This is a genomic window from Streptomyces sp. AHU1 (genome assembly GCF_045343905.1).
Lineage (GTDB): Bacteria > Actinomycetota > Actinomycetes > Streptomycetales > Streptomycetaceae > Streptomyces > Streptomyces triticiradicis.
The window spans coordinates 1,750,816-1,763,212 of the sequence record NZ_CP174283.1; the positions used below are offsets into that span (position 1 = coordinate 1,750,816).

General features: G+C 71.1%; 10 protein-coding genes and 1 pseudogene. 5 read left to right on the forward strand and 6 right to left on the reverse strand.

What is annotated here, in order from left to right; translation table 11 throughout:
- The first annotated feature begins 157 nt into the window (after positions 1-157).
- The 3 genes and pseudogenes from ACICHK_RS08060 to ACICHK_RS08070 all read left to right on the forward strand — a co-directional run bounded on the left by ACICHK_RS08060 (position 158) and on the right by ACICHK_RS08070 (position 1,533).
- Positions 158-634: a DUF4265 domain-containing protein gene (locus ACICHK_RS08060; protein WP_406836382.1), complete on the forward strand. Its 477-nt coding sequence runs from the start codon at positions 158-160 to the stop codon at positions 632-634.
- 101 nt (positions 635-735) lie between these two features.
- A pseudogene (locus ACICHK_RS08065) lies at positions 736-873 on the forward strand (IS5/IS1182 family transposase); the annotation flags it as partial.
- A 174-nt stretch (positions 874-1,047) separates the two neighbouring features.
- The gene (locus ACICHK_RS08070) at positions 1,048-1,533 is read left to right on the forward strand and encodes a hypothetical protein (RefSeq protein ID WP_406836383.1); all 486 of its coding nucleotides are present in this window, start codon (positions 1,048-1,050) and stop codon (positions 1,531-1,533) included.
- A 284-nt stretch (positions 1,534-1,817) separates the two neighbouring features.
- Here ACICHK_RS08070 and ACICHK_RS08075 read toward each other — a convergent pair whose 3' ends face one another.
- The 5 genes from ACICHK_RS08075 to ACICHK_RS08095 form a co-directional block, all read right to left on the reverse strand.
- The gene (locus ACICHK_RS08075; protein WP_406836384.1) at positions 1,818-3,437 is read right to left on the reverse strand and encodes a multicopper oxidase family protein; all 1,620 of its coding nucleotides are present in this window, start codon (positions 3,435-3,437) and stop codon (positions 1,818-1,820) included.
- Positions 3,438-3,532: 95 nt separating this feature from the next.
- The gene (locus tag ACICHK_RS08080) at positions 3,533-4,030 is read right to left on the reverse strand and encodes a hypothetical protein (protein ID WP_406836385.1); all 498 of its coding nucleotides are present in this window, start codon (positions 4,028-4,030) and stop codon (positions 3,533-3,535) included.
- A 347-nt stretch (positions 4,031-4,377) separates the two neighbouring features.
- Positions 4,378-5,676 (reverse strand): MFS transporter, encoded by a 1,299-nt coding sequence (locus tag ACICHK_RS08085; RefSeq protein WP_406836386.1) that lies wholly within the window; start codon positions 5,674-5,676, stop codon positions 4,378-4,380.
- Positions 5,673-6,824, reverse strand: a complete 1,152-nt coding sequence (locus ACICHK_RS08090; RefSeq protein ID WP_406836387.1) for a PLP-dependent cysteine synthase family protein — start codon at positions 6,822-6,824, stop codon at positions 5,673-5,675. Before ACICHK_RS08090 ends, ACICHK_RS08085 begins: the two co-directional genes overlap by 4 nt.
- A gap of 149 nt (positions 6,825-6,973) precedes the next feature.
- Positions 6,974-7,234, reverse strand: coding sequence for a hypothetical protein (locus ACICHK_RS08095; RefSeq protein WP_406836388.1), 261 nt, complete (start codon positions 7,232-7,234; stop codon positions 6,974-6,976).
- 1,489 nt (positions 7,235-8,723) lie between these two features.
- On the opposite strand from ACICHK_RS08095, the gene ACICHK_RS08100 reads away from it, so the two are divergent.
- Positions 8,724-9,533: a PhzF family phenazine biosynthesis protein gene (locus tag ACICHK_RS08100; protein WP_406836389.1), complete on the forward strand. Its 810-nt coding sequence runs from the start codon at positions 8,724-8,726 to the stop codon at positions 9,531-9,533.
- A gap of 81 nt (positions 9,534-9,614) precedes the next feature.
- Here the strand turns inward: ACICHK_RS08100 and ACICHK_RS08105 are convergent, their stop codons facing one another.
- The gene (locus ACICHK_RS08105) at positions 9,615-10,415 is read right to left on the reverse strand and encodes a CPBP family intramembrane glutamic endopeptidase (RefSeq protein ID WP_151470627.1); all 801 of its coding nucleotides are present in this window, start codon (positions 10,413-10,415) and stop codon (positions 9,615-9,617) included.
- A 185-nt stretch (positions 10,416-10,600) separates the two neighbouring features.
- Between ACICHK_RS08105 and ACICHK_RS08110 the strand changes: the two genes are divergently transcribed.
- A complete protein-coding gene (locus tag ACICHK_RS08110; RefSeq protein WP_406836390.1) occupies positions 10,601-12,370 on the forward strand; it encodes a substrate-binding domain-containing protein in 1,770 nt (589 codons plus the stop codon).
- The last annotated feature ends 27 nt before the right edge of the window (positions 12,371-12,397 follow it).

Here is a 12,397-nt window from a genome sequence, read left to right on the forward strand (position 1 = left end):
ACAACCCCCTCCTCGCGGACACCTGTGACCTGTCTCGGTGAAGGCTGGACGCGCCTCACCAAAATTGAACGGATGCCCGTCCGTCTCGGTGAAGGTTGATCACCCGGCTCGGACCCCGACGCCGGGCACCGCGGGCGGTCCGCGCATGATGGCCGCCATGGAGAGCGCGATCGAGAAGATCAAGGTCTGGTTCCGGTTCGTCCCGCGCGAAGGCTGGTTCCCTCAGGACATCGAGGGCCTGTGGGCGACAAGACTCAGTGCCGACACGGCCGTGATCGAGAACGTCCCGTTCCTGCAGGACGGTGTGGCCGAGGGGGACGTCGTACGGTTCCGGACCGACTCGGATGGGCTGCACTGGGCTGTCGGGCGGGTCAGTTCAGCCGGCAACTGCACGGTTCGCGTCGTGCCCGTCCCCTCGGGGCCACTGGGCCGCAGCCCTCGGGCGGTGCATCAACGCCTGGCCGTCTTCCACCTCGGCGGTGAGGTCATGAGCGCAGACTTCCCCATGGTGGCCTTCAACGTCCCGGCCGACGCGGACTTCGCCGGGATCAAGGCATTGCTGAGTCAAGGGCAGGACGAGGGCTGGTGGCACTACGAGGTCGGCTGCGGCACTGACGAGTGGTGGAACACCTGACTCCGGGGCCGGATCGACGACTCCCGGCCGGCATTGATCGCAGGTCAGCGGCTTGAAGAAAAAAGGGGGCGCCAGATCGGGCTGAGCCCGACGACCACGCACTTGGTCGTTCCCGCGGCGGCCCGAGCACAAAGGTCCATCTCGCCGGCGACAGCCACGCACGCCCCTTGGCCCTCCGCGTCACCGCGGGCCAGGCGGGTGACGCACCGGCCCTTGCGGCCGTCATGGCCGGTAAGCGATGCACCAGCCGGCTCAAGCAGTGGCGAGGGCCGGCCATGCGAACGGACGAACTCGCCATCGCCCACCAGGCGGCGCTCTGCGTCGCCGCCCTCCTCATCCGGGCCCGGGCACAGGGGCGTCGGACCGCATGATCGGGAGGCGGCCTTCTCGGTCCGGCGTGGCAGCATGCGGCAATGGTCCTTCGACACCCCGACGGCGACTACGCGATCACCGCGATGTACTCCGTGCCCGATGACGCCTGGTATCTGGAGCTGGATCTCGTGGCCGGGCAACGGATGCTCGTGACCGCGATCGTCCCCGACGAGGATCCGGCACGGGAACCCACGGTGTGCTTCAACCCGCAGGCGGGGCACGCTGACGTCCCGTACGAGGTCATGCGCTGGTTCATGCACCAGGTCGATGAAGAGATCCGTACCTCCCGTGCCTGGATGCGACTGCGACCGGAGCTCGTCGAGATCATCCACCGACTCCGTCAGGAGCACATGGGCGTCATCGACGATGACGACTTTCCCCGGGTTCTGGCCGACGTGCGCAGCACGGTCCCCGAGGAAGACCTCCCCGACGTTCTGGAAGCCGCCTTCGGGCGGAATCCCGACGGCACCACCATGGACCACCCGCAAACGCCCCAGCCCGTAGACGGTCGAGGAGACAGGGCCTAGCCGGGGACGACGCCAAGACCGGCCCCCACCAGGTGTCACACGATGACCTGCCCCACGTCCTGGGTTCCGGTTCCGGTGGCTGGCCGGCAGTTATGCCGCGCCCCTGTCCTCCGGAGTTCCGGGCGCGTGCCATTGCGCCGGTCCGCGCCGGCAAGCAGGCCAAGGCCGCCTCGGTCATTCGCCGAGCGGCTGCCCACGTCCACGGGCGAAGGCACCGAACGCTCCTTGCCTCCCCGGTGCGGGGGCCGACCCGCCGGATCGGCCCCCGCACCGGGCACAGGCGATCAGTTCTGGTAGGCGACCAGCGCCATCATGCCGGCCTCCCCGTGGTACGCGTTGTGGCAGTGCAGCATCCACTGGCCGGGGTTGTCGGCGTCGAAGAGGACGGACAGCTTCTTCCTGGGCAGGACGATGGCGGTGTCCTTGCGCGGCCCGGCGTCACCGAGCTGGTAGGTGTGGCCGTGCAGGTGCATCGGGTGCCACATCTCGGTGGTGTTGACGAAGTCCAGCCGTACTCGCCGGCCTTCCTCGATCGTGAGCAGGTTCGCGGTCGGGTCGGCCATGTCGAAGGCCTTGCCGTTGATGGCCCAGTCGTACTTGCCCATGCCGCCGGTCAGCTCGACCCGGTGCACCTGGTCCACCCTCTTGGAGGACAGACGGGCGTCGTCAGCCGCTCGCAGCTGGGACGCCGTCAGGATCTTGCCGTTCAGTTCCCTGGGGCGGACGGTCGCCTTCGGCGTGCTGCCGGATGCTGTACGCACCAGGGCCATGCCGGTGGCGTCCTTGCCCTCGGCCAGCGCGACCAGCGGAAAGACGCCGTCGCCGAGGGTGACGAGAACGTCGTAGCGCTCCCCCATGCCGATCAGCAGGGCGTCGACCTCCTGGTGCTCGACGGGGAAGCCGTCGGTGTGGGTGATGGTCAGTTTGTGGCCGCCGAGCGCCAGCCGGTACGCCGTGTCGCCGCCCGCGTTGATGATGCGCAGCCGTAGCCGGCGGCCGGGCTTGCCCTGGTAGACGGCGGGGTCGGCGGGAACACGGCCGTTGACCAGGTGGTGCGGGTACTTCACGTCGCCGGCGTCGCCTCCGAGCAGCTCGCTCTCGGCGCCCATCAGCATGAACTTCATCGGCATCCCACCGGACGCGGGAGGAGCGGAGGAGGGCGAGGAGTCCTCTCCCATGTCCATGCCCCCCATGTCACCCATGTCACCCATGTCGTGGCCCGCGTGGCCGCTGGAGCTGGAGTCGCCGCCCATGTCCATGCCGCCCATGCCGTGGCGCAGCTCGGCGAGGACCTCGTCGGGGGTGCCGGTGACTCCGTCGACCCAGTCGTCCAGGACGACGACCCATTCGTCGTCGTACGACAGCGGTTCCCGGGGGTCCTCGACGATCAGCGGCGCGTACAGGCCCCGGTCGAGCTGGACGCCGACGTGGGGGTGGAAGAAGTACGTGCCCGGGGCATCGGTGATGAAGCGGTAGGTGTGGTCGACATCGGCCCGGACGGCCTGCTGGGTCACCGGGGGCACACCGTCCATGTCGTTGCGCATGGCGATGCCGTGCCAGTGGATGGAGGTCGCGGTCCGGTTCGGCAGCTGGTTGGAGAGCTCGGCGGCCAGGGTGTCGCCGGCGGACAGGCGGATCTCCCTGCCGGGGGCCCGGCCGCTGAAGGCCCAGGTCTTGGCCATGACTCCAGCGCCGAGGTCGAGCACGGCGGGCGCGGCGGTCAGGGTCACCTCGTGGGTCCTGCCGGTGCTCTTCCGCTTGTTCTCCACCGCGGCGACCGCGGAGCCGGAAGGGTCGACCAGGGCGGGTGTCGCGCTGGAGCCGCCGCTGCAGGCGGCGAGCGCGCCGGCGCTCGCGACGCCGAGCCCGGCGAGCAGGACGGAGCGGCGGTTGATGCTGTTCATGGGTGTCCTCGATCTCAGTGTGCGCATACGGAAGGCGGCGTGCTGGTACGGCTCCTCGACACGGCAAAGGCGGCGAAGAAGCCGTGGGGCACGGCCTAGATGCGCAACTGAGAGAGAACGGACAGGTCTGGGGGCGCCCGGTCCACGATCCCGGTGCCCTTGGGCCCGGTGGGGACGGCTCCGTACGCGGCGAGACCCACCCGCGTCGAAGTCCGTGACGGTGACGCGAGCTTCACGACGTCGAGGCTCGCGACCGAGCAGTGCTGCATGTCCGCGCCGGAGCAGGCCGGCCCATGGGAACCGCTCGTCGTCGACGCGACGGCTGTCGTCGGTTCCGCGGCCCGCCCGGTATTGCTTCCGTGCCCGTGCCCGGACATGACCGTCCCCGGTGCGGCGTGGCTGCCCGCCATCACCATGTCAGGTGTCATCACATGCACGGCGGACGCATCGGTCGAGCCGATCTCGGCGGTGGGCATCTCGTGGTGAACCAGTACGGCAAGTGCCGTGAGCAGGACGATGACGGCGGCTCGCGCCCAGCGGACGGTGCCGCGCGAGGCGCGGGTCCGCAGAGCCCAGGCTCCTGGTGCTGTCATCACTTCCCCTGATTTTCCGGCGAGACGACCTTCGGCCAGTATACCCCGAGGGGGTAAGTGGGCCTCCCGGAACGGCAGCACTCGCGCCCGCCGTTCTCGCTGTCCGTACGCCGTGACACCCCCTGGTTCGTGCGCCGCAAGGACCACGGCCGGCAGCAGCACGGTCGGCGCGAGCACGGAGTACAGCACGGGAGAGAAGTCGCGCACCGGGGTCAGCCCGGCCTCCGGGACGGCTCGGGACGGGTCACATCAGGGCGGGGACCGAAGACACCCCCGGGTATCGCAGGGCCCGGCAAGGGCGGGGGCACCATGCGGTGTCCCCGCCCTCGGGTCGGAGGGACGATGGGTCAGACGGTTGCGGGCAGTGGCTCGGACGTGGGCGGCGCCAGTCGCCCGGTGCGATGCAGGCCGTACAGGGCGGTGGCGCAGGCCAGGCCGAGCGCGAACAGGGAGATCCACGGCAGCGCGGGCATGCCGGCCGAGCGGGCGGCGTCGAGCGCGGCGCCCGTGGCGAGGTTTCCGGCGGTGATGCCGATGCCGCAGATCGTGTTGTACAGCCCGTAGTGGGTGGCGACGAGGCGGTCACCGGAGAGCCGGACGATGGTGTCCATCTCGAACGGATAGGCGATCATCGTGCCGACCGCCAGCAGCAGCGCGGCGAGCGTCGGCGGGACCGCCGCGAGCAGCCACAGCCCGGCTCCGGACTCCGGTACGGGTACGACGGTGGCCGACAGCAGGGGAACGAAGGCCAGCCCCATGGCCGCCAGTCCGCGCACGAGCGCCTGCCCGGGCTCGTACCGCCCCTTGCACCACGCCGTCACTCGGGTCTGGCCGAGGATCGTGCTCAGACCGGAGACGGCGAAGAGCACCGCCACCGCCGCCGTGCCGAACGTCCCGTCGCCGCCGAGCCGGCGCACCTCCAGCGGAAGCGCCAGATAGACCTGGAAGGACAGGACGTACGAACCGATCATGGCGACGGAGAAGAGCAGGAACGGCCGGTTGGCGAGCATGCCGCGCCACTGGACGAGCACGCCCTGGCCGGTGCCGCCCTCCTGCCGGCCGGCGGCCCCGGCCCGCCGGGCGGGCAGCGCGCGGATCTGCACGACGCTCAGCAGCGCGAAGATCCCGGCCGCCACCAGACAGGTGACGCGGAAGTCGACCCCGGTCAGCACCATGCCCACCAGCGGGCCCAGCAGGATGCCTGCCTGGTAGAAGACGTTGAACAAGGCGAACGCCTCGACCCTGCGCTCCCCCGCGTCGGCCGCGAGGTAGGCCCGTACGGCGGGGTTGAACAGCGCCCCGGCCAGCCCGGTGGCCGCGGACGCGGCGAGCAGCGCGGGCAGCGAGTCCACGAGCCCCAGCGTCGCGAAGCCGAGGGTCCGCAGCACACATCCGGCGACGATCAAGGGCTTGTAGCCGAACCGGTCGGCGAGCGTCCCCCCGACCAGGAACATGCCCTGCTGGCTGAAGTTCCGTACGCCGAGGACGAGCCCCACGACCCAGCCGGCCAGCCCGAGGGTGCCGGAGAGGTGGGCGGCCAGGTAAGGCATCAGCATGTAGAAGCCGAGATTGATGGTGAACTGGTTCACCATCAGCAGCCGGACGCTGCGTTCGTACGACCGGACCTGGGTGAGCAACCCCTTCACCGGCCCTCCTGCGGGGAGTCGGACTCGACGTCCGAAGCGTCCTCGGCCTCGTCCTGTCCCGCTGGTTCCGCGCCTCGCAGGGTGAGGGGATCGACCACGGCGGTGCACCTGGTCCAGCGGGTGACTTCCTTCTCGTCCAGGCGGGCGATCAGTTCCGGTTCGGGTGCCGGCGGGGAGTCCAGCAGGCCGTGGGCTGCGCAGTAGTCATCGTCGTAGACCGTTCCCAGGTAGCGCTGGGGGCCGTCGGGGAAGATCGCGGCGATCCGTGCGTCCGCCGGCATCGTCCGGGCCAGCCAGCCCGCCACCAGCGCGACGGCTCCGACGCTCCACCCGCCGGTGGCGTAGTGGGAGGAGGCCAGCCGGCGGCATGCCCACACAGCCTCGTGCGGGGCGACCCAGTGCACCTCGGAGAACTGCTCGTAGGCGACGTTGCGGGGGTAGATGCTGGAGCCGAGTCCGCGCATCAGGCGAGACCTGGCGGGCTGGCCGAAGATCGTCGAACCGGTTGTGTCCACACCGACGACGGTCAGCTCCGGGTAGAGCTGGCGCAGGACGCGGGAGATGCCGGCGGAGTGGCCGCCGGTGCCGACGCTGCACACCAGCACGTCGATGTGGCCCATCTCCGAGGCGAGTTCGAGGGCCAGCGGGGTGTAAGCAGCGACGTTGTCGGGGTTGTTGTACTGGTCCGGGCACCAGGAGTCGGGGTGCTGCTCCAGCAGCCGCTGGACGCGTTCGCGGCGGGCCTGCTGCCAGCCGCCCGTGGGATGCGGTTCGGAGACGACGTTGACCCGGGCGCCGTGCGCGGTCAGCAGACGGGTCATGGACGACTCCAGACCCGGATCGGTGACCAGCGTGACCGGGTGGCCGTGGACCATGCCGGCCAGCGCCAGGCCCAGGCCAAGGGTCCCGCTGGTGGACTCGATGATCCGTCCGCCGGGCTTCAGGTCACCACGGGCCCGGGCCCGCTTCACCATGTGCAGGCCCGGACGGTCCTTGATGCCGCCGGGGTTGAACCCCTCGAGCTTCGCCCAGAAGCCCCGCCCGGCCGGGGCGAGGGGCTCCGACACCCGCAGCAGCGGGGTGTCGCCCACGAGGCCGGACAAGGCGGACCGGCCCGAGGCGACCGTGGCCTTGGTCAATGACTGCATGTCTGTGTTTTCGCTCTCGCTCGATGAATGCGGATGGCTGCGTGTGCGGGTTCATCTCGCGGCCCGCGGCGACGGGACGGACCATGCGTCCGCGTCCACGCCGTGGGCACGCGGCAGCCGACGAAGTCGGTCGGCTGCGAGCGAGTGGCCTAGATCCGCCACCGCGACGTACGGACGAGCACCACGCGTCCGGTGCGCGCGCTGCGACGTCTGCGGGATTCATGCGGTGCGCGGGCCCTTCCCGCCGCCAGGCATACGGCGACGAGTACGACGAGGGCCATCGCGCCGAGGGGGAGCTCCTCGGCCGACTGGGCCGCGGCACGGACGATCGTGTCCGCCGGGCAGTCGTCGGCCCCGTGGGAGTCGTGGGAATCGTGGGGCCCGTGCGGGTCTTCACCCGCGGCCGTCACGGAAAATCCCGCAGGCACGGCCACCGCCCGGTGGGTTCCGCCGGGCACACTGTGCGTCACGGCGCACAGCATGAGCGCCGTCACGAGAGCACCGCGGATCGCGGTGACGAGTCGGTGCCACCGGGTCGAGCCGGACGAGGCCCATGGGGCGTGCGTGAGCGTACGGGAATATGTCGGCACAATTCCTCCGCGCTGCGACCGCGTCTCCCATGAAGACGGAGCGGGGCGCAGACAGGGTGGGGGGCAGGACGGCCTCGACGAACGCGACACCCCGTCATGAGCACGGGACGCGAGGCTCGTCGCGCGAAATCAGCCGGACCGATGACTACCGGCAGGCCGGTCGGAGGACTCCGTACCTCTAGACCTGCCGCACCACGGAGGCCACTCTCAGAGCCGCGGGTGGGGCGCCTTCCATACGCCTGTCCGTGGCGGTCACTCGCACGACCGAGGCGGCGTCGACACCGGTCGATTCGCGAATCGACGCTGCAAAGCGGGGCACCGCCCGGGCAGGACCCTGCTGAAGCCGCCCGGATGCGCAGTGATCACCGGGATGTGCCGACTCGTGAGCGCCGTGGCGTTCGCCGGCATCCGCGGCGGACCGCGGCGCGGCTTCGACAGCTGCACGGCGGACGTCACCGCCCGGGAGTACCGCAGACGCTGCCGCACTGGTGGAAAGGTGCCCGTCGGCACTCTCCACATGCACGGCATGCGTCACGAGGACGCTGAACAGGAGCACGACCAAGGTCGGCACGTACGCCCACGGACCCGCAGTGGAGCGGATCCTGATGGCGCGCCAGGGCGACCGAGTCGTGACCATGCCATGATCCTAGCGACTCATGGGGGTGACCGACCGCCGGTCCTGGAACACTTCGTCGGCCCGTCGGGGAATTGGCTTGTTTGCTGCGGCGACCGTGCGCACCGGGAAGGCTGCCGTGCGCAGCTCGCCGTCGTGCTGGAAGTCCGGGAACAGGTGGTACGCGCCGGCGCTGGGCGCCGTCGCCGTGAAGGAGATGGCGGGCCGGACCGGGTCCCGCCGTCGCCGGGTTCGCCGTTGGGGCGGACGTGGCGGCCGCTCTCGTCCTGTACGACGGCGAAGCGCAGGTCGGCCTTCCTGCCGGCTTCGAGACGCGGGGTCCTCAGGTCGAGTGCGTAGCCGCCCCGCGAGATACCGAGACCCCCGGGCGCCGTCGCCCCATGGGCGCCCCCGTCTCCTCGTGCCCGGCACCCGTGTGCCCGGCGAGTGACATGCGGCCGCCACACCCGGTAACGACCGCGTAGCGCCGTCCCACCCCGATGGCGACCTCCTGCACGGCAGCGAAACGCAGGAGGTCGTCCCGTCCCTGGCGCGCCACGAGGTCGTCCACCGCCCTTCCCACCCACGGTGCGGAGCACGGATGCGGCACCCATGCCTCCCACCCTCGTCGGCAAGGGGCCAGATCCCCCGGATTGGCCTTGGTCGGTGGCCCGCCGGGACCGCTAGTTTCGGGACATGCGCATTCGTGTCGTCGACGCCTTCACCGACCGCCCCTTCGCCGGCAATCCGGCAGGGGTCCTCCTCCTCGACTCCTTCCCCGACGACGCCTGGCTCCAGAGCGTGGCCCTGGAGGTCAACCACGCGGAGACGGCGTTCGCCCACCGCCTCCCCGAAGGGGGCGGGGCCGACTGGGCGCTGCGCTGGTTCACCCCCGCCACCGAGGTCGCCCTGTGCGGGCACGCGACCCTCGCGACCGCGCACGTCCTCGCCACCACCGGCGCCCATCAGGGCCCGGTGCGCTTCGCCACGCTCAGCGGTGTCCTCGTCGCCACCCCGGAAGCCGACGGCTCGATCACCCTCGACTTCCCTACCGCGCCCCTCACCCCGGTCGAGATCCCCGACGGGGTCGCCGGGGCGCTCGGCGCCGAGCCGCTCAGCACCTTCGACACCGGCCCGAACACCGGAGACCTGCTGGTCGAGATCGCCGACGAGAAGACGGTCCGCGCCCTCACCCCGGACCACAAGGCGCTCGCCAGCCACTCCGAGCGCGGCATCATCGCGACCGCCCGCGCCGAAGACCCCTCCCGGGGCTACGACTTCGTCTCCCGCTGCTTCTTCCCGAACGTGGGCATCGACGAGGACCCGGTCACCGGCAGCGCCCACACCGCCCTGGCCCCGTTCTGGGCGGAGCGCCTCGGTCGCCCCGCCCTCACCGGCCTGCAGGCCTCCCCGCGCTCCGGTCTGGTCCGCACCGAAGTGCGCGGCGACCGCACCCTGCTCTCGGGCCACGCGGTCACGGTCATCGAGGGCGACCTGCTCGTGTGACGGCACGCGAAAGGGGCATACGTAGACTCTCGTACGCCCCTTTCGGGATCGGCTCCGCCCCTCAGTCGCCGCGAGCGCCCCTCACGCCGTCGGAAGCCATCCCACCTTGCCCGCGAGCAGCGCGTACCCCACGAAGGCGCCGATGTCGAGCAGCGAGTGCGCGACCACGAGCGGCCCGACCCGGCCCCAACGCCGGTACAGGTACACGAAGACCACGCCCATCACCATGTTGCCGACGAACCCGCCGATGCCCTGGTAGAGGTGGTACGAACCGCGCAGCACCGCGCTCGCCATCAGGGCCGTCCCCGGTGTCCAGCCCAACTGGCCGAGCCGGCGCAGCAGGTACCCGACGACGATGACCTCCTCCAGCACGGCGTTCTGCACGGCCGAGAGGATCAGCACCGGGAACTTCCACCACACGTCCGGCAACGCCTCGGGCACCACCGTGAGGTTGGCGCCGAACGCGCGCGCCGCCAGGTAGAAGGCGATGCCCGCACTGCCGATCACCGCCGCGACCATCGCGCCGCGTCCGAGGTCCGGCCAGGGACGGGTGCGGTCGAAGCCGATCACGCGCAGCCCCTGGCCCTCACGGATCAGCAGGTGCGCGACGAGCGCGACCGGCACCAGGGCGGACGCGATGCCGAAGAGCTGCCAGGCCAGGTCGAGCCAGGGCCGGCCCGGCGCCGCCGAGGCGTTGAGGGTGGCCGCCTGGTCCTTGAGGCCTCCCGGCTTCGTGACCGATCCGACAAAACTGATCAGTGCGGACACTCCGCTCGCGCCGAGCGACAGCGCCAGGACGAGCAGCGTCTCGTCCCGGAGAATCCGTCGGGTCAGCCTCTCGGCCGGAAAAGAATCGGCCACCGGTCCCGCCTCCACCTGCACTCCCGCCTCCAGTTGGGTATTCCCACCGCATCCCCGTCGTCGCCCCGCTAGGGTCTCGAAAGAAAATACGAAGATCGTGCGCGACAGGCCGTCGGGGGGCGGGCGCCGCACGGGCCGTACGTCCCCCATCGCCTGTTCTACGGCCGTCTCACGGATCAGACTCATCTGGGAGGGACCTCACCGTCATGGGACGTCACAGCTTGCCCGACGCTCGCCGGGCGGGCTCCGCCGACCCCCGGATCCGCGCACGTCGCCGCAACGCGGCCCTCGCGACGGCCCTCGTCCTCACCGTCGTCGGAGGCACGGCCGCCGCGGTCCGCGGGAGCCTGTTCTCCTTCGAGGCCTCCTGTCAGGACGACGTCGTGCACATCGAGGTGACCGCCTCGCCGGACCTCGCGCCCGCGCTCAGGGCCGTCGCCACGGACGCCCGCGAGAAGAACGTCACCTCCGACGGCCGCTGTCTCGACGTCAGCGTGACCGCGCGCGAGTCGTACGAGGTCGCCGCCGCGCTCCGGTCGGGCAAGAAGTCCGGCATGCAGGTGTGGATACCGGACTCCGACGCGTGGGTGGAGCGGGTCGCCGAGGCCGGCGACGCCACTCAGGTCACCCGTCTGGGCAACGTCGCCTACTCCCCGGTCGGCGTCGCCGTCGTCCCCTCGGCGGCCAGAGCGCTGGGCTGGCCCGGGAAGACGTACACCTGGACCGAGCTGGCCGGAGGGACGACGCGGGGCAAGAGGCTCGGGCTGGGCGCCGTCGATCCCGCCCGCAGCTCGACGGGACTGCTCGCGCTGGCCAGGATCAGCGCGGCCGCCTCCGGCGTCGAGGGCGGTGACGTACGGGCGGCGGCCACGGCCAAGACGCTCTCGCGGCGCACGTCCGACAGCGAAACCCACCTCCTGGACACCCTGGCCGGTGCCCCCTCGGAGGCCGGGCGGGACGGCCCCGGCCGCAATCAGGCGCTGATCCTCTCCGAGCAGGCGGCGTTCACGCACAACACCGCGCAGGACGGCGGTCAGCACCTCGACCTCTTCTACCCCGAGGACGGCTCGCCGCTGCTCGACTATCCCTACACACTGATCGACGAGCCGCGGCTGAGCACCGACGAGGGCCGTGCGGCCCTGCGGTTCATGACCCTGCTCGGGGAAGCGGCACCCCGGCAGTTCCTGCGGGTGTTCGGTTTCCGCACGGACGCGGAGAGTCCCTCGGCCACGCTCGTCGCCGAGGCCGGCGGCAGGTCCCCGCAGCCGTACACGCGCGTCCTGGCCGACTCCTCGTCGAAAGGCGCGGTCCAGGAGGCCCTCGGCATGTGGACGATCACGGTGGAGAGCGCCCGGATCACCACGGTCGTCGACGCCTCCTCCTCCATGGGCGTGACGCTGCCGGGTGACGGCCGGTCCCGTATGGACGTCACCAAGGAGTCCCTGCTCCAGGCCCTCGCCACGTTCACCGCCGAGGACGAGATCGGGCTGTGGAAGTTCTCCACGAAACTCGACGGCGACAAGGACTACCGCGTCCTCGTACCGACCGAGCGGCTCGGCGACGCGAAGGGAGCCGGCAGCCAGCGCGCGAAGCTGTCCGCCGCCTTCAAGTCCCTGGAGCCGGTCCCGCACGGGGAGACCGGGCTGTACGACACCACGCTCGCCGCGTACAAGGCGGCCGTCGCCTCCTACACGAAGGGCCGGTTCAACGCGCTGGTCGTCCTCACGGACGGGGTCAACCGGGACCGCGGCAGCATCTCCCGGTCCGATCTCGTCTCCGAGCTGCAGAAACTGGCCGACCCGGAACGTCCGGTGCCGCTGATCGCCATCGCGGTGGGCCCCGACAGCGACCGACGGGAGGTCGACCAGATCGCCAGGGCGACCGGCGGCTCCGGTCAGCGGGTCAACGAGCCCTCGCAGATCCACGCGGCGATGCTCAAGGCGATCACGGCGGCGGGCGCGGGCAGCCCGGACTGACCGCGGCCGCCGGGACGCACGGGCCCG

Excerpts from the sequence above, each read along its gene's own strand:
- ACICHK_RS08060 (WP_406836382.1), top strand. The coding sequence starts at position 158 with ATGGAGAGCGCGATCGAGAAGATCAAGGTCTGGTTCCGGTTCGTCCCG.
- ACICHK_RS08100 (WP_406836389.1), top strand. The coding sequence starts at position 8,724 with ATGCGCATTCGTGTCGTCGACGCCTTCACCGACCGCCCCTTCGCCGGC.
- ACICHK_RS08080 (WP_406836385.1), bottom strand. The coding sequence starts at position 4,030 with ATGACAGCACCAGGAGCCTGGGCTCTGCGGACCCGCGCCTCGCGCGGC.
- ACICHK_RS08110 (WP_406836390.1), top strand. The coding sequence starts at position 10,601 with ATGGGACGTCACAGCTTGCCCGACGCTCGCCGGGCGGGCTCCGCCGAC.
- ACICHK_RS08090 (WP_406836387.1), bottom strand. The coding sequence starts at position 6,824 with ATGCAGTCATTGACCAAGGCCACGGTCGCCTCGGGCCGGTCCGCCTTG.
- ACICHK_RS08070 (WP_406836383.1), top strand. The coding sequence starts at position 1,048 with ATGGTCCTTCGACACCCCGACGGCGACTACGCGATCACCGCGATGTAC.
- ACICHK_RS08075 (WP_406836384.1), bottom strand. The coding sequence starts at position 3,437 with ATGAACAGCATCAACCGCCGCTCCGTCCTGCTCGCCGGGCTCGGCGTC.